Origin of the sequence: Mycobacterium sp. 1245499.0 (assembly GCF_001673615.1) — a bacterium.
In the GTDB taxonomy this organism is placed as follows: Bacteria; Actinomycetota; Actinomycetes; order Mycobacteriales; family Mycobacteriaceae; genus Mycobacterium; species Mycobacterium europaeum_A.
In genome coordinates this window covers 1-23,052 of the sequence record NZ_LZMG01000146.1, presented here as the reverse complement: position 1 = coordinate 23,052, position 23,052 = coordinate 1, and the positions used below count along the sequence as shown (strand labels likewise).

At 65.5% G+C, this 23,052-nt stretch carries 24 protein-coding genes and 1 pseudogene; 15 read left to right on the top strand and 10 right to left on the bottom strand.

The window, feature by feature from the left end; genetic code table 11:
• Positions 1 to 69: 69 nt before the first annotated feature.
• Positions 70 to 678, bottom strand: a complete 609-nt coding sequence (locus A5646_RS07340) for an LGFP repeat-containing protein (RefSeq protein ID WP_067020890.1) — start codon at positions 676 to 678, stop codon at positions 70 to 72.
• 343 nt (positions 679 to 1,021) lie between these two features.
• Between A5646_RS07340 and A5646_RS07335 the strand changes: the two genes are divergently transcribed.
• The gene (locus A5646_RS07335) at positions 1,022 to 1,477 is read left to right on the top strand and encodes an MPT63 family protein (protein ID WP_066876844.1); all 456 of its coding nucleotides are present in this window, start codon (positions 1,022 to 1,024) and stop codon (positions 1,475 to 1,477) included.
• A gap of 48 nt (positions 1,478 to 1,525) precedes the next feature.
• On the opposite strand, the gene A5646_RS07330 is transcribed toward A5646_RS07335, so the two are convergent.
• On the bottom strand, positions 1,526 to 2,128 hold the full coding sequence (locus A5646_RS07330) for a CGNR zinc finger domain-containing protein (protein WP_156765543.1): 603 nt from the start codon (positions 2,126 to 2,128) through the stop codon (positions 1,526 to 1,528).
• Between the two features lie 86 nt (positions 2,129 to 2,214).
• On the opposite strand from A5646_RS07330, the gene A5646_RS07325 reads away from it, so the two are divergent.
• A complete protein-coding gene (locus A5646_RS07325; protein ID WP_067020885.1) occupies positions 2,215 to 3,198 on the top strand; it encodes a DMT family transporter in 984 nt (327 codons plus the stop codon).
• Here the strand turns inward: A5646_RS07325 and A5646_RS07320 are convergent.
• Positions 3,100 to 3,885, bottom strand: coding sequence for a 2-keto-4-pentenoate hydratase (locus tag A5646_RS07320; protein WP_066876841.1), 786 nt, complete (start codon positions 3,883 to 3,885; stop codon positions 3,100 to 3,102). The two genes, A5646_RS07325 and A5646_RS07320, sit on opposite strands and share 99 nt — an antisense overlap.
• 188 nt (positions 3,886 to 4,073) lie before the next feature.
• Between A5646_RS07320 and A5646_RS07315 the strand changes: the two genes are divergently transcribed.
• Positions 4,074 to 4,784, top strand: coding sequence for a cutinase family protein (locus A5646_RS07315; protein ID WP_067020881.1), 711 nt, complete (start codon positions 4,074 to 4,076; stop codon positions 4,782 to 4,784).
• Between the two features lie 464 nt (positions 4,785 to 5,248).
• On the opposite strand, the gene A5646_RS07310 is transcribed toward A5646_RS07315, so the two are convergent.
• The 4 genes from A5646_RS07310 to A5646_RS07295 all read right to left on the bottom strand — a co-directional run bounded on the left by A5646_RS07310 (position 5,249) and on the right by A5646_RS07295 (position 8,609).
• Positions 5,249 to 6,355, bottom strand: a complete 1,107-nt coding sequence (locus A5646_RS07310) for a methyltransferase (RefSeq protein WP_082984659.1) — start codon at positions 6,353 to 6,355, stop codon at positions 5,249 to 5,251.
• A gap of 73 nt (positions 6,356 to 6,428) precedes the next feature.
• Entirely contained in the window at positions 6,429 to 7,652 is a 1,224-nt protein-coding gene (locus A5646_RS07305) for a DUF6545 domain-containing protein (protein ID WP_066876806.1), read from the bottom strand.
• Entirely contained in the window at positions 7,649 to 8,119 is a 471-nt protein-coding gene (locus A5646_RS07300; protein ID WP_156765542.1) for a hypothetical protein, read from the bottom strand. The genes A5646_RS07305 and A5646_RS07300 overlap by 4 nt, the downstream gene beginning before the upstream one ends.
• A 7-nt stretch (positions 8,120 to 8,126) precedes the next feature.
• Positions 8,127 to 8,609, bottom strand: coding sequence for a helix-turn-helix domain-containing protein (locus A5646_RS07295; RefSeq protein ID WP_082972096.1), 483 nt, complete (start codon positions 8,607 to 8,609; stop codon positions 8,127 to 8,129).
• Positions 8,610 to 8,727: 118 nt separating this feature from the next.
• Between A5646_RS07295 and A5646_RS07290 the strand changes: the two genes are divergently transcribed.
• The gene (locus A5646_RS07290; protein WP_067020873.1) at positions 8,728 to 9,177 is read left to right on the top strand and encodes a hypothetical protein; all 450 of its coding nucleotides are present in this window, start codon (positions 8,728 to 8,730) and stop codon (positions 9,175 to 9,177) included.
• Here A5646_RS07290 and A5646_RS27895 read toward each other — a convergent pair.
• A complete protein-coding gene (locus A5646_RS27895; RefSeq protein WP_082984663.1) occupies positions 9,165 to 9,422 on the bottom strand; it encodes a hypothetical protein in 258 nt (85 codons plus the stop codon). The two genes, A5646_RS07290 and A5646_RS27895, sit on opposite strands and share 13 nt — an antisense overlap.
• Before the next feature lie 209 nt (positions 9,423 to 9,631).
• Here A5646_RS27895 and A5646_RS07285 point away from each other — a divergent pair, with 209 nt between their 5' ends.
• The 5 genes from A5646_RS07285 to A5646_RS07270 all read left to right on the top strand — a co-directional run bounded on the left by A5646_RS07285 (position 9,632) and on the right by A5646_RS07270 (position 16,542).
• A complete protein-coding gene (locus A5646_RS07285) occupies positions 9,632 to 11,134 on the top strand; it encodes a DUF3375 domain-containing protein (RefSeq protein WP_067020871.1) in 1,503 nt (500 codons plus the stop codon).
• On the top strand, positions 11,131 to 11,853 hold the full coding sequence (locus tag A5646_RS07280; protein ID WP_067020869.1) for a DUF4194 domain-containing protein: 723 nt from the start codon (positions 11,131 to 11,133) through the stop codon (positions 11,851 to 11,853). Before A5646_RS07285 ends, A5646_RS07280 begins: the two co-directional genes overlap by 4 nt.
• Positions 11,846 to 15,208: an ATP-binding protein gene (locus A5646_RS07275; RefSeq protein ID WP_067020867.1), complete on the top strand. Its 3,363-nt coding sequence runs from the start codon at positions 11,846 to 11,848 to the stop codon at positions 15,206 to 15,208. The genes A5646_RS07280 and A5646_RS07275 overlap by 8 nt, the downstream gene beginning before the upstream one ends.
• 96 nt (positions 15,209 to 15,304) lie before the next feature.
• The gene (locus A5646_RS28820; RefSeq protein ID WP_156749135.1) at positions 15,305 to 15,709 is read left to right on the top strand and encodes a hypothetical protein; all 405 of its coding nucleotides are present in this window, start codon (positions 15,305 to 15,307) and stop codon (positions 15,707 to 15,709) included.
• Positions 15,710 to 15,927: 218 nt separating this feature from the next.
• Positions 15,928 to 16,542 (top strand): SDR family NAD(P)-dependent oxidoreductase, encoded by a 615-nt coding sequence (locus tag A5646_RS07270; protein WP_231998258.1) that lies wholly within the window; start codon positions 15,928 to 15,930, stop codon positions 16,540 to 16,542.
• Positions 16,543 to 16,587: 45 nt separating this feature from the next.
• Here A5646_RS07270 and A5646_RS07265 read toward each other — a convergent pair whose 3' ends face one another.
• Complete coding sequence (locus A5646_RS07265) at positions 16,588 to 16,896, bottom strand: hypothetical protein (protein ID WP_066873232.1); 309 nt, start codon at positions 16,894 to 16,896, stop codon at positions 16,588 to 16,590.
• A 249-nt stretch (positions 16,897 to 17,145) separates the two neighbouring features.
• Between A5646_RS07265 and A5646_RS07260 the strand changes: the two genes are divergently transcribed.
• The gene (locus A5646_RS07260) at positions 17,146 to 17,853 is read left to right on the top strand and encodes a DUF899 family protein (protein WP_066873235.1); all 708 of its coding nucleotides are present in this window, start codon (positions 17,146 to 17,148) and stop codon (positions 17,851 to 17,853) included.
• Positions 17,850 to 18,323, top strand: a complete 474-nt coding sequence (locus tag A5646_RS07255; RefSeq protein ID WP_067020865.1) for an ATPase — start codon at positions 17,850 to 17,852, stop codon at positions 18,321 to 18,323. Before A5646_RS07260 ends, A5646_RS07255 begins: the two co-directional genes overlap by 4 nt.
• Positions 18,324 to 18,335: 12 nt before the next feature.
• Here A5646_RS07255 and A5646_RS07250 read toward each other — a convergent pair whose 3' ends face one another.
• Positions 18,336 to 19,121 (bottom strand): helix-turn-helix transcriptional regulator, encoded by a 786-nt coding sequence (locus A5646_RS07250; RefSeq protein WP_067020858.1) that lies wholly within the window; start codon positions 19,119 to 19,121, stop codon positions 18,336 to 18,338.
• 64 nt (positions 19,122 to 19,185) lie between these two features.
• Here A5646_RS07250 and A5646_RS07245 point away from each other — a divergent pair, with 64 nt between their 5' ends.
• From A5646_RS07245 to A5646_RS07230, 4 genes and pseudogenes are all read left to right on the top strand, one after another.
• Complete coding sequence (locus A5646_RS07245; RefSeq protein WP_067020922.1) at positions 19,186 to 19,626, top strand: nuclear transport factor 2 family protein; 441 nt, start codon at positions 19,186 to 19,188, stop codon at positions 19,624 to 19,626.
• Between the two features lie 61 nt (positions 19,627 to 19,687).
• Positions 19,688 to 20,992 (top strand): cytochrome P450, encoded by a 1,305-nt coding sequence (locus tag A5646_RS07240; RefSeq protein WP_067020856.1) that lies wholly within the window; start codon positions 19,688 to 19,690, stop codon positions 20,990 to 20,992.
• 187 nt (positions 20,993 to 21,179) lie between these two features.
• A complete protein-coding gene (locus A5646_RS07235) occupies positions 21,180 to 22,736 on the top strand; it encodes a biotin carboxylase (protein ID WP_231998257.1) in 1,557 nt (518 codons plus the stop codon).
• Positions 22,733 to 23,052 (top strand): annotated as a pseudogene (locus A5646_RS07230) (hydrolase); the annotation flags it as partial. The gene A5646_RS07235 and the pseudogene A5646_RS07230, both read left to right, overlap by 4 nt.

Here is a 23,052-nt window from a genome sequence, read left to right as displayed (position 1 = left end):
CTCGGGTCTGTCTACCTTTGTCGACTCGAGTGCCACAACGGAATCATCGGCATCGGGTGACTATTCGGGCTACAGCCCGGACGGCACGGCCTTGCCGTTTACTGTCACGTCGACCTGGTCGGTCTTCTGGTTGTATGCGATGCGGCCGTGCTCGAAACTCGACACGAGCAGATCGCCGTCGGCATTTGCGTCGCTGATCGGCAGCCCCAGCGGACCTGCCGAACCGTTGGTGCCGGTGATCGCAGGCGCGCCGTCCGGGTCGCGCGGGATATTCCACGCCTCCCGGATCTTGCCCAGGGTGATATATGCCGGTGTGCCGGCCGCGTCGTTCCTGGCGGTGATCACCCCGCCCTGGAACTGCTGGAATACCACACCGCTGTCGCGCTTTCCGGCGTTGCGGTCACCCGTTAGCGGCTTGCCCAGAGCCTTCTTCTGATCCTCGGTTGCCGACAAGTACTTGGCAGCGATAGGGCCGGTCAGAGTCACCTGGACGTCGCGCTCCCCGATGAGCTTCACCTCGGTGGGCTGCGCTGGGGCCGTAGACGTGGAGGTGGCGTTCGCCCCGACCTGAGGCGGTGCCGATGCGCCGACGCTCTTGCCATCGCTGCAGCCGCCAGTGATCAGCGCGGCCGCCGTGAGGCAGAGGGCTGCGGTGTGGCGGTTTGCGATCGTTCTCATAAGCTTCCTCTCGCGTCGTCCTGTGCGGTCTGCGTTAGCTCCGAACGAACTTACGCCGCGGTCACAGTCGGTGAGCCTGAGCACTGGTAAGGCTCCCCCATGCTCCAGGTGACATCGACTCGATCTTCGGCCGTCGGGATATGCATGAGTCGAATATGCGGTGTTAGCGCCAAAACCTCGCGACGTTAAGTCATGCAAGTCCATTCTTGCTCCGCCCCTTCGGCGGTGAAAACGCAACTAAGAATGGATCCGGTAGACGTCAGGTTTGAAATTCCGAGCTTTGGATAGACGTCAATCCAGTTGCCGCTCCTGGATAGCCGGCACCTCACGAAGGGAGCCCGACGTGGCGTTCTCACACATTGCATCGAAAACAACCGCGGCGGCAGCCGCAATGGCGGCGGCCGGACTCCTCGCAGCGACGCCGGCATGGGCCGACCCACAAGTGCTGCAGTTCGGCCAGATGGCAGAGATTTCCAGCATGGGCGGCACCATCGACTACACCGTGAGCAACCTGCAGCCCAGCGGCCACAACGACGGCATCTGGTACTCCGACGTGACCGCCAAAGGCGTGAGCGGTAACGCGACTCCGAACATCGCCGACTTCAACGCGCGGGCCGTGAACAGCTCCACGTTCGCGGTGATGAAGGGCAACCAGACCGACGGCCTTCCCGAGGGACCACTCCCCCTGGGCAGCCCGGTCACCGGGCGCATTTACTTCGACGTTCGCAACGGAACGAACCCCGACAGCGTCGTGTACCGGGACGCCGGAGGCACGGACAAGGTTGTCTGGAAAGGCTAGCAATTCGGTTCGCGCACACGCGAATAGCCACGAATTGAATATGCCGCACTACTCCGAATCGTGCCGGCTGCGCTCGTAAAACCGTCGGACACGCGCGCGATTCCCGCAATCGGCCGCGCACCAGCGGCGATTCTGCCGATGGCTGCTGTCGAGGAAAAGCCATCCGCATTCCGGGTCGCCACAGTGCTTGACGCGCGAGCGGGGCACGGTGGTCAGCAGCGTCACGGATTCGATGGCCAGCCGGTGTAGTGGCGTTTGCGCCGTCAGCGCCGTGTCGCGCCACGAGACCTCATCCTCGTCGAGAGTGAGCCGCCTGACGCGCAGCGCAGATCGGTAAGCATCGGCGACCCTAGCGGCGTCGCGAGCCGACCCGCGTCCCGTCCAGATGCAATGGAGTGCCTCTCTGAGCTGTCGCGTCTGACGCAGCGTTTTCGCGCCGGCGTCGCTGTCCGAAACGGCGCGCCCGGCGAGGCTGCGAGCCTCGGTGGCCGACACCACACCGGCATGCTCCGTCCAGTCGACGAGGTCGAGATAGTCCACCAAGTAATCCGTACGGCGCTGCGGGTCGCCGCGCCATGCCACCGTGTTCACCAAGTCGACCGCGGGGTGGCCCCCGCGTAGATCGAGTTCGGCAGCCCCGGATCGCGCCACGGTTTCCAGTCTAATGCCTTTAAGCTGATTTAGGCATTAGGACATCGGGTACCTGTTTCAGCATGAGATGCACACGCACGGACGCAATGAGTCAGTTTGGGTTGGTCTTCGGCGCACTGTGCCTGTCGGCCTCGGCGATACTGCTGAAGTTGGCATCGACCACGCCGGCTACCGCAACAGCCGCACGTTGTCTGCTGGCGCTGCCCGTGGTGGTCGCCCTCGCGATCCCGGAATGGCAACGGGGAGAAGGCTTGTCGCGCCGCGGCGTGCTGTCAGCGGTGTGCTGTGGTGCGTTGTTCGCCGGCGACATGCTGCTGTGGACGCAGGCCATACCGGAAGTGGGAGCGGGGCTTTCCACCGTCCTGGTGAATACCCAGGTCGCCATCGTTCCGTTCTTGACGTGGCTGGTCGACCGGGAACGGATCTCGCGGCGGTTCCTGCTTGCGCTGCCAGTGTTGCTGGCCGGCGTCATGCTCGCCGGCGGCGTGCTCGAGCACGGCCTTTCCGGCACCGACCCCGCACGCGGCACGTTGCATTCGGTCGGCGCCGCGGTCTGCTATTCGGGGTTCCTGTTCTTGCTGCGACGCGGCGGGCAGTCCGGCCGACCCATGCAGACCTACGCCATCGTGTTGGCGACGTCGGCGGTGGTGGCGGCGGCGGTCGGACCGTGGTGGCACGGCTTCGACTTGTGGCCGGGCTGGCGCGCCATGGGATGGCTGACCCTGGTCGCCATCACCGGACAGTTGCTCGGTTGGCTGCTGGTGGCCGTGTTGTCGGCCCGCCTCCCCAGCACCGTCAGCTCCGCGCTCCTGTTGCTGATGCCTGTGGGCGCGGTCGCGCTGGGCGCTGGCGCGCTGCGCGAGCGCCCCTCCCCGCTGCAGCTCGCCGGCTGTGCACTCGTGCTGATGGCCGGGTACCTGGGCAGCGCAAAGCGTCTGGCGCCAGCACGCCGCGGGGCTTCCGGATGTTCCCTATTCGAACGACAAACGGACCGAACCGAGGCCCGCGAAGTCGGCGACGAACTCGTCACCGGGGTGCGCGTCGATCGCCCGGGTGCACGATCCGGGTAAGACGATGTCGCCGCGTCGCAGTCGCACGCCGAAACTCTCGACCTTGCGCGCCAACCACGCCACCGCCGTGACGGGGTTGCCCAACACGGCGTCGCCGCGGCCCTCGGCGACCACCTTGCCGTTGCGTGTCAGCACCGCGTCGATGGCCTTGGCGTCGAGCTCGGCTGGCGGCACTCGCGCCTCCCCCAGCACAAAACCCGCCGAGGAGGCGTTGTCGGCGATCGTGTCGCAGAGGGCAATCTTCCAGTCGGTGATCCGTGTGTCGATCAACTCGATGGAAGGAACCAGCGCCTCGGTCGCCGCCACGACGTCGTCCTCGGTGCAGCCGGCCCCTGGTAGGTCGGCCGACAGGATGAACCCCACCTCAACCTCGACTCGCGGGTAGAGGTAGCGCGCCGCCTTGACCGGGATGTCCTCGAACAGCTGCATCTCGTCGAGCAAATGGCCGTAGTCGGGCTCGTCCACCGCCATCATCTGCTGCATTGCCAACGACGACAGGCCCACCTTGTGGCCCACCACCCGAGCACCGTCGGCCACCCGCTGGCGGATGTTGATCAGCTGGATTTCATAGGCGTCGACCACGTCGATGTCGGGGTGGGCGGCGATCAAGGGAGCGATGGGCTCGCGACACCGCTCGGCGTGTGCGAGGTCGGCGGCCAACTCGTCGCGGATCGCCACGCTGAGCATCTGACGAGCTCCCCTCATCCGTCCGACCGCGCCACTCTCCCATGACCGAGCGGCACAGCCGTAAACACGGTGCTCGGCCGTCAGAGGTTCATGAATGCAGGGTGGGTCGGAAGCGACGGCGAAAGTCATCGCCGTCGAAGCCGAATAACCGCCGGTTTCGGCGGAAGGACGGCTGGGCATTCGCAGACATGAGCTCGCTACGTTCCATTGGTTTTCTCGCGGCTGCGGTAGTAACCGCCTGGGCGGGAATTCTCTGTGCACCCGTCCCAGCGTCGTCCGCCGACCCATGTCCCAACGTCGAAGTGGTGTTCGCCCGCGGCACCGGCGAGCCACCGGGGGTCGGCGGGATCGGCCAGGCGTTCGTCGATGCGCTCGGATCACGGGCGGGCGGCAAGTCGGTGGCGGTCTATCCGGTGAATTACGAGGCGAGCAGCGACTTCAACGGCGGCATCGCTTTCGCCAGAACCGTCGTGGACGGAATCAGGGACGCCGGTAGTCATATCGAATCCACGGCGTCGAACTGCCCTAACACCAGGGTGGTGCTCGGTGGGTACTCCCAAGGCGCCGCCGTGGCCGGCTTCGTGACTTCGGCTGCCGTGCCCAAGGAAGTGCCGCAGGAATTCGTGTCCTACGTCCCGCAACCGTTGCCGCGGGCGGTGGCTGATCACGTTGCCGCCGTGGTCCTGTTCGGCACGCCGTCCCCTGAATTTCTGCGCGGCGCCGGCGCGCCGCCGATTACGATCGGTCCCCTCTACGCGGGCAAGACCATTCAGCTGTGCGCCCCCGATGACAACATCTGCAATGGCGCACCTCCGGGACCGCCCGGTCTGGCTCACACTCTGTATGCGGCGAACGGCATGGTTGACCAAGGCGCGAATTTCGTTGCGAATCACCTTTAACCGGCTAGCTGGCCCCGGCCCTCGATTGGTCGATTCGAGAGACGCCCAGTGCGTTTTCGTGAGTTCACATATCGGCGCGCAATCATGTACTGTCGTACGCTAAGGTAATTAGTCGCGCGTTGAACAGCGAGGTCTCAAATGCTCAGATCCTCGGGTTGTCGGGGCCTCGACGTCGGATCCAATGCAGGCATTCAGTTTGACGAGGCGGGCTGACAACCGACGTATCCACAGCATTTCGGAGAGGCGGGGGGAATCACCGATGGCACGCCATGACCCAGATTACGAGCTTTACGAGCCACGTCGATCCCCCACCCTCTACACGTGTAGGGGCTGCGGCACGATCGTGCACAACATAAGAATTCATGACGCTTGGCATCGCGGGATAGACGAGCGCCGCCGGCAGGCGATCGACGGTGACCTCACGGACGACCAGTAGGGCCAGTCGTAATTGCCGAGCAACGCCCCTACGGGGCGATGCCCTCGACCAGCATGGTTGGTCCGAAGTGGCGGACTCGTCCGGGTCTAAGCCCGGCGTCGCGCATCAGGGCGTGCACTTGCTGCGGCGACCGTTCCCGACCGCCTTCGCAGGAAACCAGCATCAGCACGTCGAGCATCGCCGACACGGTGTTCAGCTGGCCTGATTCGTGGTGCATATCGATGGTGACCACCTTCGCGCCGGGCGGCATGGTGGCGTGGACCCGCTTGAGAATTTCGCGGCAGGCATCATCGTCCCAGTCGTGCAGAATCCACTTCATCGTGTAGACGTCAGCGCGAGCCTCGAGCTGACCGAACAGGTCGCCGGTGCGGCGCTCGATCCGGCCGGCCAACCCTCGCTCGCGTAGAAACCCGTCTGCCTGCTCGATGATCTCGGGCGAATCGAGCAGGATGCCCCGAGCGTTAGGCCGACGTTCGAGGATGGCCGCGAGCATGTGCCCGACTCCCCCGGCGACGTCGCAGATGACTCCATGCGTTGGCCATGGATAGGTCCGCACGATGCCGGCGAGGTCGAACTGGGTGAGCTGACGCATGGCGTCTGCGAACATGCTCCGCATGTCGGGGTGCTCGTCCAGGTACTCCCATAGCGACAAGCCGAAAGCCCTTCGGTATCCCGAGGTTTCGGCGCCTTCGCGGAGTTGGGCGTCGAGGTGCGCATATGCGGCTGCCGTGTCGGGGTGCGCGTAGTAGGCGACCCAGGAGGCGATCGATCTGGGGTGGTCGCGAAGTAGCGGTGCACCGAGCTTCGTCATGCGTGCACGGCCCCGGCGATCCAGTTTCATCAACCGCGACCCGGTCGCGGCGTTCACGATTCTGACGGTCACGTCCGGGTCTAATCCGAGTTTGTGTGCCAGTTCGACTGGATCGCGTGCGTCCTCGCCGAGGGCATCGGCTAATCCTGAAGAGACGAGCACGCCCGCGATTTTCAGCTTCTGCAACCCGAAGGTGATGTCGGAGAACAGCGCGAACTCCCCCGGCACCGCGGCGTCCGCGAGATCCAACACACGGCGTCGAGCATCGAATACGCCGCGCGCCACCGAACGCGGTAATGGCAAGGTAGGCAGGCGCATCGACATCACCTATCGCCGATCGCCGAAATCCGGCGCAGCCGAAAGCAGGGATGCCGGATCGGTCGTTGGGCAGGCGCGATCATAGTGTCGGGCTCGCTTTCTCGTCGGCCGCAGTTTGGCTGATGTCCGCGGTGGCGGCATGGGCGGCGGGCCACCATTTCGCCAGCGTCGCGAGTTCGGCGGCTTCCTGTTGCAGCGTCGCCGCTCCCGACGCGCCGATCAGCGCCGAGTCCATGTCGGGCAGTTCCGGCGTCACGCCGGCCGCTTTGGCTCTGGCGGCGTACGCCAGGCGCAGGGCTGCGACGGCCGCGTCGCGGTCGCGCGCCGGCACCGGGCGGGGCTTGGTCAGAAAGCGCATTAGCTCATGGTTGGGTATCTCACGGACATATGGGCGAAGTCCCAAGATTGCGTCCCGGATCTCGACGACGGTGTGATGTAGCTGCAGCTGTGATTTTTGGCGCCGGGGCTCCTCGTGGTCAAGGGCGAAGACACACTCTGGGACGACGGTTCGCAGAGCCCGCCGCAGCGGTTGCAGCGTGCGCCAGCTGTGGCTGATGGGATCCAGCCCGAGTGAGCGACGCAGCTTGGTGGCAAGAGGGACAGCCGCAGTCGCGAACACGCCGAATATCATGAAGAAAAGGCCGAACGCGTGGTACTGCTGCCTGAAGTCGGCGGTGTGAGTCCAGCCAAGCTGGTCGGACATTTGCAGGGCGGCCTCTTGGACCACATTCCCGATGCCGGCCAGGCCCATTGACAGAGTGCTGATCGCGATCAAGCGCTCCCGCCGCCCGCTGGCGATACGGAACTCGTGCACGGAAAGCAAAATCATGCGGGCCGCCAGGACCGTCAGCAACGCCGACACGCAAGTCAAGCCCGTCACGCTCTCCCAGCCGACCGTGAACTCGAGGGGCTTTTCTGCGATTCGCGCGGGAGTGCCGAAGATGAGGACTCCGGAAGCCAGTAACACCCCCGCCAGGCGGTAATACCTGTGCTTGCGGCGGGCTTCGGCTTCTGACATCCCCGACCACAGCAGGATGAATCCCATGAATTCGGCGTAGCTGTAACTCATTAGAGCGGTACTCAGTTGCCAGGTGCCTGGTCTCGTCATGAAAGCTGCACTGACGAGCATGTTTTGGACCAGCCGCTCGCGCAACAATTGCGTCAGCAGCAGGAGCACCAACGTGTTGTTGAAGTATTTTTCGTAGAGGTTGGTGTTGCACCATCGGAAGCGCCCGAGCAGGACGAGCGTCATGAACGCGATCACAGGCCAGGCGATGATGCCTGGCACGGCGGACGAGCTCACGGGCGGAAGAACACGCTGCTCATCATCGACTTCTGCGTCCCGCCCTCGGCGGCCGCGAGCATCACTATCGACGCGAACATCTCCGCGGCGCGTTCTCGGTCGTCGTCGAAAGCGGTGCGGCCCAGGATCTCCCCGACGCGAGGGTCGAAACCGGCTAGAGCGGTCGCAAAGATCATTTTGTGGTGGCTACCATCACTCCCGCCCGCGATCCCGCGGTCATGTTCCAACACCATGTGCCCGATTTCGTGGCACACGATCTGATCGATGTGGTACTCCGAAGTACCCGCTTCGTGGATGATGATGTCGTCGTCGTCCCGTTTCATCCACAGCCCGCAGGCGCTTATCGCGAGTTTGTCTACCGTCGGGACCACGCGAATCGGCCGACCACGCAAACGGGCGACGGCATCGATAAAAGTGGTGCGATCCCAAGGGACCGGGACGGGCAGGGTACGCACCAGCGCGCGCATGTCAGCCTTAGAAGTCATCTAGACCCGACCATTCTCCTGGCGCCATGGGCGGCAGGTCTTGCAGTTTGCGAATTTCATCGACCATCGCGGCCAAACTGCTTATGGCTTGTGGAGTCAGTCCGGACGTGCGCATGGCCAAATCTCGCACGCCGCTGTCGCGCAATGCTTGCATCAAAGTCAGTTGTGCCTCGATTTTCGGATCAGTGTCGCGATCAATCAGATAGGACGCAGGCACACCGAAAAAGTCGGCGATGGCGCGCAGATGTTGCACCGTCGGGTTGGTCTTGACGCCGTTTCTGAGCTGCCAGAGATAGGCCGGACTGATCGACACGCCCGTCTTGCTGGTTATCGCCGCCGCAGTGGCGGCGTTCGATAGCGGAGGCGTGCCGGCCTGCCGCATCACATCGAACAGCTGGTTCAACTTGACCGCGAGATCCGAGCCGTTCTCAGCAACACGTTGCACCCCGTCTGGCACATTGCCGCGATCCATTTACTCTCGTTTCATCGCAACGTTGTCCTCATATACTGACGTTATCAGCTGCCCGGCCTGCTAACCACCGACTTTTCGATCAACCCCGAATACACGCGCCGGTCATTAGGCTTTGAAAATGCGTTCGTACCGTTATGCCATCGCGGCGGTCATCGGCCTTTTATCCGCAGGCGTTGCCGCGACGGCGTGCACCAAAAGCATCACCGGACACGCGGTGCATACCCCTGGCGGTGCCGCCACCACCTCGCAGATCGCGACGTCGACACCGCCGACGCCGACCTCCGCTGCGCCCACCGGCCCGCCAGTCGGTACTGCGGTGATGAAGGTCAGCGGCGGAAGCGCCCCGGTCACGATCCGTTACCGGATCAACGGCGGCCCGGAGCAGACCGAGACCAATGTGCCCCTGCCGTGGGAAAAGCAGTACTCCGTCTACAACGAAGTGGAGTCGCAGGTCTCCGCCGACGGCGGAGACGCCCCGCTCACCTGCACGATCATCATGGACGGCGACAAACTCGTGTCCCTCAAGAGCGAACCGCGCCCCACCTGCAACTTCGCCTACTGGGGCTGATCGGCAACGCCGTCTGGACCGCGCCCGGGAGGCTCCCCGTCAGCGGACCGCTCGTAGGTCATCGCCGGCGGGGGCGGTACCGGGGGCAGCGGGCCGCGATATACGTCGAGATATGGTGCGGCATAAGGGTTTTGCCATGGCCGCACGCCGGCGCGTCGCCTGCGCACATACGTCACGACCAAGACGCCACAGGCCACGATGAGAAAGGCCAGCAACAGGGCTTTCGCGACCAGTGCCGCAGTCATGACGCGGATCTTAGCCCTGATCCGGGCATCAGGCGGACGCCGTACCTGCAGTGCCAAAACCTTCCATCCGTTCCGGCTTTCGCCGGTGACCACTGAGGCTTGAGCGATGCCTGAGACCGCTGTGACCGACCCGCCCAAACCATCCCCCGACACCCCGCCGGCCGAACGCCGATTGTCGCCACCGTGCCATATCTTGGAGCGTTCGAGACATGACTGATCGAGACGGAGGGCGCGTGCTGGACGACGACACAACGCTGTCGCCTGCCGACCTGCTCGAGTCCAACCGCGGCCTTCAGGCCTCGCCGACCGTCCGCCTGCTGGCCACGTTGAACCTCAACCTCTATGCGACCCTGATGGAACGCCAGCTCAGTGGCGGCGTGGTCGCCGAGACCGACCTGGTCATCCGCCTCGAGCGCGACCTGGCCGAACTCGACCAGTCGGGTGAGCAGTCCGGCCTGGCCCTGATCAAGTCGTGGGCCAGCCAGGGCTGGCTACACCGGGTAGCCGACCAGCGCTCCGGGCTCGAACGCAACCTGTGCTATCTGACCCAGGAGGCGCGCCGCGCGCTCGACTTTCTGCGGGGCATGCGCCGTCAGGACACCATCGCCACCGGCGGCTCGATCAACGGCATCGCGTCGCGGCTCAAGCAGATCGCGTTGCGGGTCGGCAACGACCCCGCCCGCATCCGCGCCGGCATCGAAGCCGAAATCGCCGCTCTGCAAGCCGAACTCGACGCCCTGGAGCAAGGTGCCGCTTCGGCTGAGGCCAGTCACGACGTCGACCTCACCGACGCCTACGACGAAGCCCACGCCATCGCCCTGCAGATGGAACGCCTGATCACCGACATCGGCCAGTACGGGACGATGATCGAACGGGCCACCGCGGCCCTTGACGAGCCGATCGACAGCAACGTCGAATACCGTGACCGTCAGCGTCGCATGTACGCCGACTACGAGACCGCGTGGGACTCGCGGGGCCGCGACTCGCACCGTGCCTTCCTGCGGATGATCAACGACCCGGATCAACGCGCCGAGTTCGAAGCCGACGTCGCCGCGGTCGCCCAAGCCCTGCCGGCCCTCGATCCCGCTCTACGCAAGGTGATGGCCGGCTTTTTCGAACTCGTCGGTCACCAGATCGATGAAGTGGAACGCATTCAACAGCGCTGCGCGCAGCGGGTCAAACGGTTCACCGCATTCGGCACCCTCGAGCAGAGCCGCGGCGTGGCCCGTCAGCTCAACGAGGCCATCGGCGCCGCGCGCAACCTGCTGAAGGCTTCGCTGACCGATTCCCGCCTGGACATCGAACTTCCGTTGGCCCGCCACGCGTTCAGTTCGGTTGGGGCGCTGAGCTTCCGGATCGGTGACCTGTCCAATCCGAAGCCGGCTCAGGCCGCCGAGGGTGAGGTCGACCTCGCCAGCTTCGCCGCACTCACCACGCAGGTCGACGCGCCCGCGATGTCTGAGATGATCAACACCGCAATCAGCTCCGGGGCCAAGCTGTCGCTGCCGGATGCGGTCGCCATGCTCGATTCGGCCTATTTGGGCCACGTCATCGTGTTGTGGTCGTGGGCGCTCAAGCAACCGGAATCCGAACAGGTTTCCGAATCGGTCACCGTCCGCTTTCAATCCCTGGACGGGCGCGACCGCGAGATGGAGGTGCCGTCCTTGATGTTCACCGAGCCGGTGTCCAGTCTGCTGGGAGCCACTGCGTGACCGTCGAAGAAACCGTCGACTACAGCGGATTCTCCGCACTCCCCCAGGTCGACCAGACCGCGCGCATCCCGCACCAGCGCCGGCCCCGGTTCGACGGCGACGTATCCGAGCTGCCCGACCGGGCCTGCTGGGCGCTACAACAGCTGCTGACCCGCCGCTACATCAGCGCCGAGGCCGACCGCGACATCTACACGTGGGTGCAGGAATACCGCGCCCAACTGTCCGTCAGACTCTCGGAACTAGATCTGTTGCTGCGCGTCGTCGAGGGCACTTTCGAAACCGACGGGGTCGCGTTCGTCGAGCAGGCCCGCTACGAATCCGCCCGCGGCGTAAAGCTTTTGCGCCGTGAGCCGCTGGGCACCTACGATTCCATCTTGGCGCTGCACCTGGCGCAGATGATGCGCGCCTCCGGTGATCAGGCCGTCGTGATCAGCCGCGAGGAAATGCACGGGCTGTTCTCCGGGGTCCTCAACGACGTCGACCGCGACGCCGTCACCTTCGCCGCGCGCATCGACGGCGCCATCGCCCGGCTGGCGTCGCTGGAAATCCTGCGCAAGACGCGCGACGACGAGGACAGCTACACGGTCAGCCCGGTCATCAACGCCGTCATGACGGCCTCGGTGATCGCCGAGCTGCAGCAGCAGTTCGAGATTCTCCTGGGCGGCGGGGTCCCCCAGGAACGGGGGCAAGGCGACGAGGAGGGACCCGAGGATGACTGAACAGTTCCACCTGGCGCGCCTGCAGGTCATCAACTGGGGTGTCTTCGACGGGTACCACTCCATCCGATTCAGTGCAGGCGGCGCGCTGATCGCCGGCGCCTCCGGCAGCGGCAAATCCTCACTCCTGGATGCCATTTCGCTCGGCTTCCTGCCCTTCAACCGCCGCAACTTCAACGCCTCCGGCGATAACACCGCCGCCGGGTCGAGCGCCGGCCGGCGCACCGTCGACAAATACGTCCGCGGCGCCTGGGGCCAGCGCAGCGACGCCGGCAGCAGCAAGGTCATGTATCTGCGCGGCGACGGCACCGCCTGGTCGGCGGTTGCCGTCACCTACCGCAGCAACACCGGACGCACTGTCACCGGCCTGGTGCTCAAATGGCTCACCGGTGAATCGCGATCGGACTCCTCGAGCCGGTTCGTGCTGGCCGACGGCGACCGCGACATCGAGAACGTCTGCAACCGCTGGGCCGCGGGACGCTTCGACGCGGCGGTGTTCAAAGACGATTGGCGGTTCTCCACCAAGGTGGAGTCGCAATACCTCGCCCAGTTGTATGCGACCATCGGCATCCGGGCGTCCGACGCCGCGCAGCAGTTGCTCGGCAGGGCCAAATCGCTGAAAAGTGTTGGTGGGCTTGAACAGTTCGTCCGGGAGTTCATGCTCGACGAGCCGGCCAGCCAGACCCGGCTGCCCGAGGCGCTCAAGCAGATCGACCCCCTGGTGGACGCCCGCGAACTGCTGGCCGTCGCGCAACGCAAACGCAAGATCCTCGGCGACATCGAGAAGATCCAGCAGCGCTACGCCTCGGAGTCCTCCGACCTGGGCATCATCGATCTCGTCGACCAACCGATGGTCCGCGCCTACACCGATCACGTCCGGCTGGCGCAGTGCCCCGCGCAGATCGAATCGCTCGACGCCACCATCGATCAGCTCGGCAACGAATATGAGGACGTCACCCGCCAGCTCAATCTGGCCAAGGCCGAGGGTGATTCGCTCAACGCGCAGATCAGCGGATCCAGCACCAGCCCGGGTCCGCTGCAGTCGCAGGTGGCCGCGGCCGAGGCGCACGCCGAGCAGGTGTCGCGGCGGCGGACCGCCTATGAAGCCCTGCTCACCGCGCACGGCCTCGACGTCCCGGAAACCGCGGACGAATTCTGGAACCTGCGTGAGGAACTCACCACCCGCGCCACCGAGCTACTGGCAAAACTGGACCGCGGCCGCGAAGCCTCGACCGATGCCGAGTACGCCCAGAAGGTTGCCCGCATCGCCCGCGACGACGCGGCCAAGGAACTCAAACGCGTCGAGCGCGTCGGGTCGGCGCTGCCGGAGTTCGCCCTGACGATGCGTGAAAACATCTGCGCCGCAGTCGGTATCCACCCCGGTGAGCTGCCCTATATCGCAGAGCTGATGGATCTACGACCCGAACACAGCCGCTGGCGCGTCGCCGTCGAGAAGGTGCTGCGCGGCGTTGGTCTGCGGCTGCTCGTGTCCGACAGCCACTACGCGGCGGTGCTGCGGTTCGTCAACGAAACCAACATGGGTGGTCGGCTGCAGCTGCATCACGTCCGCGCCAGGTTCATCGGCGCGCAGATCACCGAGGCGGAGCCGAACACGTTGGCCGGCAAGCTGTTCGTCGTCGACCCCACCCACGACTGCGCCGCCGAGGCCGCCGACGTCATCGCCGCCGCCGGCGATCACATCTGCGTCGACACCCCCGACGTGTTCCCCCGCTTTCGGCGCGCCGTCACCGACACCGGCCTGTACAAGGACTCCGAACGCCTGGCCATCAAGGACGACCGCCGACCGCTCAAGCAGGCCGACTACATCTACCAAGGCGATGTCGCCGCCAAGGTCGACGCGCTGACCGTGGATCTGGCCAACGCCGAAGAGGCGTATCGACGCGCCCGCAGCGTCGCCGACGACATCGCCGCCGAACGCCAGCAGTGGCGGGACCGGGCCGCGGCGTTCAAGGCGATCTGTGATCAGTACGAGCAGTGGACCCATATCGACACCGAGACCGCCGACGGGCACGCCGACCGGCTGCGCGAGCAGTTCGAGCTGCTGCTGGCCGACAACCCCGATATCGAGGCGCTCACCGCGCGGGCCGAGGAGTGCTGGGAGCAGATCCAGACCGTGATGACCCGTCGCGGCGCGATCCAGACCCGCCGCGACGACCTCGACGGTCGCCGCACCCAGTTGCTCGAGCTTTCCGACCGGCTTGCTCCGGCTTTCGTCTCCGAGCCGCTGACCGATCTGTTGAACCGCTACGCCGCCGACCTGCCCGTCGCGCTGGACATGCTCAACCCCGAACCGCACCGCGACGCGCTGTTCACCGCCATCCGGCGGGAACGCGAGCAGCTGCGCGAAAGCCGCAGGCGCTCATACGATGAGCTCGCGCGGATCCTCAACACGTTCGACACCGCCTTCCCCGACGCCATCCCCAACGACAGCGACGTCTTCGACGAGCGCGTGCACGATTACGTCGCGCTGTGCCGTCACATCGACGAGCGTGAACTGCCCGAGGCCTACGAGCGAATGATGCGGCTGGTGACCGAGCAGGCACCCGACGCCATCCTGACCCTGCACCGGGTCGCCGAACAGGAGGCTCGGCGGATCAGCGAGCAGATCGAACGCGTGAACACCGGGCTGGGCGCGGTGGAGTTCAACCGGGGCACCCGGCTCACCCTGCGCGCCACCGCGCGCAGCCTGACCGCGGTCGCCGAGCTCACCGAGATCGTCCGGGCCATCTCGCGGCGCATCGCCGAGGTGGGCCTCGGCGACAAGCAGGCCATCCTGGACCAGTACGCCGACATCCTGCGCCTGCGTAATCGATTGGCCTCGACGGCTCCCGAAGACAAGGCGTGGACCCGCGACGCCCTGGACGTCCGCAACCGCTTCACCTTCGACTGCGCCGAGTGGGATGTCAGTAGCGATGAGCTGATCCGCACGCACAGCAACGCCGGTGACAACTCCGGGGGTGAGCAGGAGAAGCTGATGGCGTTCTGTTTGGCGGGGGCGTTGAGCTTCAACCTGGCGAATCCTGAAAGTGCGGACAACAAGCCGGTTTTCGCTCAGCTCATGCTCGATGAGGCGTTTTCCAAGTCCGACCCACAATTCGCTCAGCAGGCATTGCAGGCCTTCCGCAAATTCGGTTTCCAGCTCGTCATCGTGGCGACCGTGCAGAATGCCACGACCATCCAGCCGTACATCGACAGTGTGGTGATGGTGTCCACGCGCGAAGCCACCGGCCGCAACTCGCGCCCGGTGGCGACCGTGACCACCAAGACGATCACGGACTTCACCGCGTTGCGGCATGAGATGCGGACGTCGTCGGCACTGGTTGCGGCCGGCGTGTGACGCGCTGACCCTTTTTGGGATCGGTAGCCACGCGAAAGCGCAAAAATTTCGCGAGTTTCGGCGTTGAATTTCCGATACCAGCGAAAGGGCACTGCTGTGGCCATCAACGAAATTGCGAGGAAAGTCGTAGGCGCGGCGCTGTTGTCGTGCGGTGTCGTGGTGGCCGGACTGGGGCTCGCCCTCGGCACCGCACAGGCCCAGCCGGGGCCGGTGCCGCAGACGCATGGCTTGGCACCCGAAGACGGGCCGGTGCCGCCGGGTGCGAGCGGGCCGTACACCTGTTGCCCCGAAGACCAAAAGACCGGGCTGCACCCGCAGACCGGGCGCGGATGCCCGGGGACGCAAGTCAACTGGGACGCCAGTCAGTGCCACACCTGGTACGGCGTCGTCTGGGGGCATGGAAACGCCGCCCCCGGGATCTGGGAGGGCGGTCCCCCGCCTCCGGAGGCGACGCGCAAGCCGTGGTGCGGGTTTCCGTTCATGTGTTCAGGAACGCCGTGATGTACCGGTGCCGGCCCATCCGCCGACCGAGCCCTGACACAGGCGCATAACCCCCGCTTATTTTCTGCTCAACGCGGGATCTACATCTTCGACCGCTTCAAACTTCGGTTGTCTAGGAGGATGTATGACCATCGCTGGGAAGACCGTGCTGGTGACCGGCGCGAATCGGGGCATCGGTAAGGCCCTGGTAGGAGGCGCTGCGGCGAGACGCCAAACACGTGTACGCCGGCACCCGACGGCCGGCGACCCATCCGGATCCGCGGGTCACCGCCTTGAGCCTGGACGTGACCGACGCCGCGCAGATCGAGCAGGCCGCGCAACAACTCGAATCTCTCGACATTCTCGTGAACAACGCCGGCGTGGCACTCTACGACGACCTGAGTGATCGCGCGGTGCTTCAACAACACCTCGCCGTCAATCTCTTCGGCAGCTCCGACCTCACTCAGGCCTTGCTGCCGTTGCTGATTCGGTCTCGGGGCGCCATCGTGAACAATCTTTCGGTGAACGCGCTCGCGCCACTGCCACTGATTCCGGCCTATTCGATTTCCAAGGCGGCCGCATTCAACTTCACTCAGTCTCTGCGAGTTCTTCTCGCAGGACAGGGTGTCAGCGTTCACGCGGTCCTGACCGGCCCGGTGGACACGGACATGACCCGGGGCCTCGACATACCCAAGTCGCCAGCAGATTCCGTGGCGCGCGCCATCCTCGACGGGGTCGAGCAAGGGGCCGAAGAAATCTTCCCCGATCCGATGTCGCAGTCGGTCTCGCCGAGCTGGTATGGCGGTGCGGCCAAGGCACTGGAACGTCAGTACGCGGCTCTACTGAATCGCTGAAGCCGGGGCCGATCCGCTGGGTGTCTCAGAATCCACGCCTGGGTACTAGCCGGCCGGCGGACGGCATTCGTTGGCGCCCGGATCCCACCACCAGCCGTTGTCGCATGCGAGCGGTTGCGGCCCGACACCCAAGGGGCGGCACACGTTGGCCGTCGGGTCCCACCACTGGCCCGGGTCGCACGCCAAGGGTTGCGGCCCGACCCCGAGCGGTCGGCAGACCTTGCCGGTCGGGTCCCACCACTCGCCGTCGGCGCAGTCGGCCTTGCTCACCGCCGGCGTCAACACCGTCACGGCTGCCATCGACGCGAACGCCAGCATGACGATGACGACAGCTTGGCGAATGAATGTCCTCATGGGGACCTCCCCTCGTGACTATTCACTAATCGAACCCAGCCCAGGCATGCAGGTCAATAGCGTCTTCTGCGCTACGGCAACGGCCGGGCGCCCCCATTGGCGGGTGTCATGTCCGCTAGCGCCGGCGCTAGCGGACATGCGATGCACCGATTGGGTCAAGGACAGCGGCGTCGGAGGCGTGCCGATGAATTCCGGACACAGGACCGGTCAGACCTTTCGGACGGACAAATCGAGAGCAAAGGTGGAGCCATGTCCCCCGAACACACGGCCTTGCCGCCGGTCGTCGATCACCAAACCTGGCGTGCCGCGCTGGAGGAACTGCGCAACCGCGAGAAGGCCGCCACCCGCGAACTGGACGCGATCGCCGCCCAGCGGCGACGGCTGCCCATGGTCGAGTTGCCCGACTACACCCTGGTGGGTGCCGACGGGCCCATCCGCCTGGTCGACGTGTTCGACGGCCGCTCGCAGCTGATCGTCTATCACCACATGTGGGCCGACGGCGCGGAATGGCAGTGCAGCGGGTGCACCGGCTTCACGTCGCAATTCACCCGACTGGAATTCCTCGAGAACTACGACGCCCGGTTCGTCATCGTCACCAATGGACCGATCGAGGAAGCGCTGGCCTACAAGCGGAGAGTCGGCAACCGGATGCAGTGGTACTCGTCATCGCAGAGCCCGTTCGCCGCCGACATGGACGCGCCGCCCGGCGGCGGGTTCGGCGTGAACGTGTTCCTGCGCGACGCCGACACGGTGTATCGCACCTGGCATACGAACGGGCGAGGCACCGAGCAACTCAGTCACTCGTTCGGGCTAATCGACATTCTGCCGTGGGGCCGGCAAGAGGAATGGCTCGATTCGCCGCCAGGTTGGCCGTCGCGGCCCACCTACTCGGGGTGGCTCGACTCCCCCGCCATCGCGGCCGCGTATGGATGCACGACGACTGAGGCCAAACCGTGAGCGCCGCCGAACGTTTCGTCGTCATCCGCACCATCGCTGCCACCCCGGCCGCGATCTTCGCAGTCCTCGCCGACCCGTCCCGCCACCAGAACATCGAGCCCACGGATTGGGTCCGCGACGCCGTGGACACCGCGCCGATCACCGGCGCGGGACAGATGTTCTCGATGAACATGTACCTCACCGCCGCGGGCGGCGACTACGTCACGCACAACCTGGTGCATGTGTTCGAGCGGGACCGCACCATTGCCTGGATGCCTGGGCTGCTCGACGACGCGGGCAACCACACGCCGGGCGGCTGGTTCTGGCGTTATGACCTTGTGCCGAACGGTGATCGCACCGACGTCACCCTCACGTACGACTGGAGCGGTACGCCGCAGGCCTTCCGGGACCGGGTTGGCGAGATGCCCATCTTCGGCGAGGATTACCTCGCTACCTCCCTGGTCGCTCTCGAGCGCTCGGTCGCTGGTTGACCAGCTAAACGGTCAATCCCAGTTAGCGGGTAGGCCAAAGGTGTCGCTGAGTCCTTGCCGCCCGGCGTCGGTGAGCATCACCGCGCGGCGTTGATTGATGTGACGGATCCAGTCCAGATCGAACAGGCGTCGGGCAAGCGCGGACCCGAGCGCGCCGGCGAGGTGATGGCGTTGTTCGGACCAGTCCACGCAGTAGCGGATCATGGGCTTGCTGCGATCGAGAGGGGCCAGGTCTATTCCCAAGGCGATGAGGGTTTCTCGTCCCCTGGCGGTGAGCTGGTAGGTCAGGTCTGCGCCCGGAGCCGACAGCCGGTCGGCTGCGGCGGCATCCGGACGGTGGCGTCCGTCGCCGCCGGCGATCAGCTCCCGGTCGAGCATCGCGCTCATGATCGCAACGCCCAACCGCCCGGCGAGGTGGTTGTAACAGGTGCGGGCGCGCCGCAGGGCGTGCGCACGTGTCCCTTGGCGCAGGGAGCGGATCGGCTCGGGCGCAGCGATTCGGGCGAGGGCCTCCAAGGCTTCGGCGACGGGTGGACCGGCCAGACGGAAGTAGCGGGCGCGGCCTTGACGATGCACGGTCAGCAGGCCGGCATGGACCAGCTGGGCAAGGTGTTCGCTGGCCGTCGAAGCGGCCACTCCGGCTTCGGTGGCCAGCACGCTCGCGGGCAGCGCACGCCCGTCGAGCAACGCCATCAATACCCGTGCCCGAGCACGCTCGCCGATCAGTGCGGCAACACTGCCGATATCGGCGTCACCGCCATCCCGGACGGCGACCTCGAGTGCGGGATCGCTGGGCATGCCACCACGATAGGTGGAGGACATTTCGGGCGGCACCGAAGCAAATCGGCATCACGATGGGCCGATGGACACCGACGACACCGCGAACACGACAGCCCCGCCTGGCGCGATCGAGGCAGTGGTTCAGGCTTGGGAAAGCGCCCTGGCCGCTCACGACCTGGACGCCCTGCTGGCCTGTTATGCCACCGATGCGACCTTGGAAAGCCCGCTGGTCGCCCACATCACCGGCACGGACGGAATCCGCCGGGGGCACGCGCAGCTACAGCCGTTTCTCGCCGAGGTGGTGGCTCGCACACCGAAGCTGCGCGCTTATCACCGGGCCGGCTTTTTCACCGACGGTCGGCGGGTGACCTGGGAGTATCCCCGCGCGACGCCTGACGGTGAGCAAATGGACTTCGTCGAGGTGATGGAGATCGAGAGCGGCTTGATTCAGGCCCACCGCGTGTATTGGGGCTGGCGCGGCGTCGAGGTCCTGATGAACGACGAATACCACCGGGATTCCTAGCGTCGGCGACTTTGACGCGCGCCTCTATCCATTCGGCAAGGTAGGGGCGAACAATACGGAAATGGCTCTGAAAACCCGGTCGCACTGGGTGCTCGGGTACGGACTGGCTCGCGCGACGCTGAAGCTGTTGGCTCGCCGAGGCGACCCGTTCGCCCGGCTGGTGATCGACAACCACCAGCCCAACAACGCGCACCGGCTCATTGAGCAGATTCGTCAACGGGGGCGCCTGTCGGAGGTGATCGGCGGCTGGGTCACCGCCGATGCTCAGATTGTCCGAGAGATCTTGCGGGATGACAGGTTTCGGACCTCCAAACCCCACGATCGGTCGCCGTTTCGTATCGTCCAATGGGCGTTTGCGAAAACGAATCCGGGCGTGCTGAACGGCCTCGAACCGCCGTCTCTACTGGTCATTGATCCGCCCGAACATGAGCGCCTCCGACGCCTGGTGTCGCGGGCGTTCACCCCGCGGGCGACCGATCGACTGCGTCATCGCATCCAAGAGATCGTCGACGCCTTGGTCGCCGATCTCGACGACAACGCTCGCTGCGACCTGATCGCCAACTACGCCTCTCAAATTCCCATCGAGGTCATCGCCGAGTTGCTGGGAATTCCGCGCGATGAAATTCCTTATCTCTACGCGATGGCCGATCCTGGCGCCAAGCTGCTCACCACCACGGTGCCCTCGTGGCGCGACTTCGAGACCGCCCTCGCGGCCCTGCGCGAGTTCGAAGGTTACCTCGACGCACATATCGAGCGGCTGCGCCGCAGCGGCGGCGATAACAGCGTCCTGTCGGCGGTGCTGCAGGACAGCGAGCTCACCGCGCTGGAAGTCAAGATGTTCGCGGGGCTCCTGCTCGGCGCCGGCTTCATCACCACCACCCACGCCTTCGGTAACGCCATCACGGCGCTCGTCGATCACCCCGACCAGCTGGCCGGCCTCCAAGCGCACCCCGAGGGCTGGCCCAACGCGGTCGAAGAAACGCTGCGCTACCACTCCGTCGCCCAATTCGGCGCCCGGGTGGCCACCCAAACGCTGCAGATCGACGGCCACACCGTCCGGGCGGGATCGACCGTCTTCCTCAGCATCGCCGGTGCCAACCGCGATCCAGCCATCTTCGAACGTCCCGACGAATTCGACACCACCAGGGTCAACGCCCGCGACCACATCGGCTTTGGTACCGGTGTGCACGCCTGCCTCGGTGCGCCGCTAGCCCGGATGGAATTGAACATCGGCTTGCGCGCCCTCTTCGAACGATTCCCCCAACTCGCCCTCGCCGGCGAACCGACCCTCAACGACAGCACCCTTCTGCACGGAGTCAAGCACCTCCCAGTCCATCTCGGGCCCGCCAGGGTCAACGCCGGCTGACCGCGCTACCGACTAACGACATCGGCCGATATTCCCGCCGGGTTACTCAAACCGATTGCGGGACAACGGTATAAATGCCAGCCGCGGCCCTTGGGGCCAGGCGTGTCATCCGGCCGGCTATCGGCGTTCGGCGCCGTTCCCCCTTCGACACGGGCGCCGACAGGGCGCACACTTGTCGAATGCAGGTATGTCATTTCATCGGCGTTACGCCGAGCGCACCGCGTCTGGCCGCGCCACCACCCTGGCTCCGGGTTCGGGCCTCGATGTCACCGCGACCGACGTGACGTGGCCCCAGCAGCGCCGGACGCTGAACGGCCTGTCGGACATACGCGCGTTCTTCCACACGAACAAGGTGCCGCTCTTCTTCATCTCGCCCACGCCGTTCAACCTGCTCGGCGTTGACCGGTGGATACGAAACTTCTTCTACCTCACCTACTTTGACTCGTTCGAGGGCACACACTCGCGCGTATTCGTGCCCCGGCGGCGCGACCGCCGCGATTTCGACTCGATGGACGAGGTGTGCAGCCATCTGCTGTCCGATCCCGAGACGGTCGAGTTCATCGCCGGTAAAGGTGCCGGCGCCAAGTGCTGCTTTGTCATGCTGAACGAGGAAATTCAGGCACTCGCGCGGTCGGCGGGCCTCGATGTCATGCATCCGCCGATCGAGTTGCGCCAGCGCCTGGGTTCCAAGATCGTCATGACGCGGTTGGCCGACGAGGCGGGGGTGCCGAGCGTGCCTAATACGATCGGGCGGGCTCACTCCTACGACGACCTGCTGGCGCTCGCGCAAAACGCCGGATTGGGAGACGACCTCGTCATTTCGATCGCTTACGGCAACGCCGGCAGCGGGACATTCTTCGTGCACGGTCAGGGCGACTGGGACCAGCACGCCGGGGATCTGGTGGGGCAGGACCTCAAGGTGATGAAGCGGATCCGCAATGTCGAGGTGTGCCTCGAGGGCGCCGTGACCCGGCACGGCACCGTGGTCGGCCCCGCGATGACGAGTCTCGTCGGCTATTCGGAACTGACTCCGAGCCGGGGCAGCTGGTGTGGCAACGACATCTGGCGCGAGGTGTTGCCGCCCGCCCAGACGCATGCCGCGCGAGAAATGGTGGCAAAGCTCGGCGATGTCATGCGGCGCGAGGGCTACCGCGGCTACTTCGAGGTGGACCTGTTGCACGATCTGGACGCCGACGAGCTCTACCTCGGCGAGGTGAATCCGCGGCTGAGCGGTGCCAGCCCGATGACCAACCTCACCACCGAGGCCTATGCCGATATGCCGCTGTTCCTCTTTCATCTGCTCGAGTACATGGACGTGGAGTACGAGCTCGACATCGAGGAGATCAATTCGCGCTGGGAGCGGGGCTATGGCGAGGACGAGGTCTGGGGCCAGGTGATCATCACCGAGACGTCTCCGGAGATCGAGCTTTTCACCGCGACGCCACGCACCGGGGTGTGGCGGATCGACGACGACGGCCGGGTCTCCTTTTCGCGAACCGCCAACGACTGGGCCACGCTGCTCGACGGTTCCGAGGCCTTCTACATGCGGGTCGCCGCACCCGGCGACTTACGTTCGCAGGGCGCCCAACTCGGCGTGCTCGTCACTCGCTCACACCTGCAGACGGACGACTATCGGCTCAGCGAGCGCTGCCAGCGCTGGGTCAAGGGGATGAAGGCGAAGTTCGTCTCGACACCCTTGACGCCGGCCGCGCCGATCGTTTCTCGGCTCGTCGCGCGCGCGTGAGCGCCCCGGCCGGCATCGCACTGGACAACTGGCTGTCGGCGCCGTACGCGCGGTGGTCGTTCCAGCACGTCGAAGACTTCGTGCCGACCGCGATCATCTCGCGCGGCACCGGGCCGGTCGCGGCGTTGCCCGCGGCTACTGCCGATCTGTCGACGATTCCGGTGACGGGCACGGACGGCACGGCCACCACCGTCGGCGCGGTATTGGCCGGTTCGGGCACCGACGGCTGGGCCGTCGCCTGCCGCGGTGCGATCGCGGCCGAGGAATATCTCGACGGCCTGGGCGCTCGGACGCCACACCTGTTGTTTTCGGTGAG

What these genes read in the sequence shown, in the direction of transcription:
- A5646_RS07340 (WP_067020890.1), bottom strand. Translation starts at nt 678, where the DNA reads ATGAGAACGATCGCAAACCGCCACACCGCAGCCCTCTGCCTCACGGCG.
- A5646_RS07325 (WP_067020885.1), top strand. Translation starts at nt 2,215, where the DNA reads ATGAGTCAGTTTGGGTTGGTCTTCGGCGCACTGTGCCTGTCGGCCTCG.
- A5646_RS07320 (WP_066876841.1), bottom strand. Translation starts at nt 3,885, where the DNA reads ATGCTCAGCGTGGCGATCCGCGACGAGTTGGCCGCCGACCTCGCACAC.
- A5646_RS07315 (WP_067020881.1), top strand. Translation starts at nt 4,074, where the DNA reads ATGAGCTCGCTACGTTCCATTGGTTTTCTCGCGGCTGCGGTAGTAACC.
- A5646_RS07310 (WP_082984659.1), bottom strand. Translation starts at nt 6,355, where the DNA reads ATGTCGATGCGCCTGCCTACCTTGCCATTACCGCGTTCGGTGGCGCGC.
- A5646_RS07300 (WP_156765542.1), bottom strand. Translation starts at nt 8,119, where the DNA reads ATGCGCGCGCTGGTGCGTACCCTGCCCGTCCCGGTCCCTTGGGATCGC.
- A5646_RS07295 (WP_082972096.1), bottom strand. Translation starts at nt 8,609, where the DNA reads ATGGATCGCGGCAATGTGCCAGACGGGGTGCAACGTGTTGCTGAGAAC.
- A5646_RS07290 (WP_067020873.1), top strand. Translation starts at nt 8,728, where the DNA reads ATGCGTTCGTACCGTTATGCCATCGCGGCGGTCATCGGCCTTTTATCC.
- A5646_RS27895 (WP_082984663.1), bottom strand. Translation starts at nt 9,422, where the DNA reads ATGACTGCGGCACTGGTCGCGAAAGCCCTGTTGCTGGCCTTTCTCATC.
- A5646_RS07285 (WP_067020871.1), top strand. Translation starts at nt 9,632, where the DNA reads ATGACTGATCGAGACGGAGGGCGCGTGCTGGACGACGACACAACGCTG.
- A5646_RS07275 (WP_067020867.1), top strand. Translation starts at nt 11,846, where the DNA reads ATGACTGAACAGTTCCACCTGGCGCGCCTGCAGGTCATCAACTGGGGT.
- A5646_RS07265 (WP_066873232.1), bottom strand. Translation starts at nt 16,896, where the DNA reads ATGAGGACATTCATTCGCCAAGCTGTCGTCATCGTCATGCTGGCGTTC.
- A5646_RS07260 (WP_066873235.1), top strand. Translation starts at nt 17,146, where the DNA reads ATGTCCCCCGAACACACGGCCTTGCCGCCGGTCGTCGATCACCAAACC.
- A5646_RS07250 (WP_067020858.1), bottom strand. Translation starts at nt 19,121, where the DNA reads ATGCCCAGCGATCCCGCACTCGAGGTCGCCGTCCGGGATGGCGGTGAC.
- A5646_RS07245 (WP_067020922.1), top strand. Translation starts at nt 19,186, where the DNA reads ATGGACACCGACGACACCGCGAACACGACAGCCCCGCCTGGCGCGATC.
- A5646_RS07240 (WP_067020856.1), top strand. Translation starts at nt 19,688, where the DNA reads ATGGCTCTGAAAACCCGGTCGCACTGGGTGCTCGGGTACGGACTGGCT.
- A5646_RS07235 (WP_231998257.1), top strand. Translation starts at nt 21,180, where the DNA reads ATGTCATTTCATCGGCGTTACGCCGAGCGCACCGCGTCTGGCCGCGCC.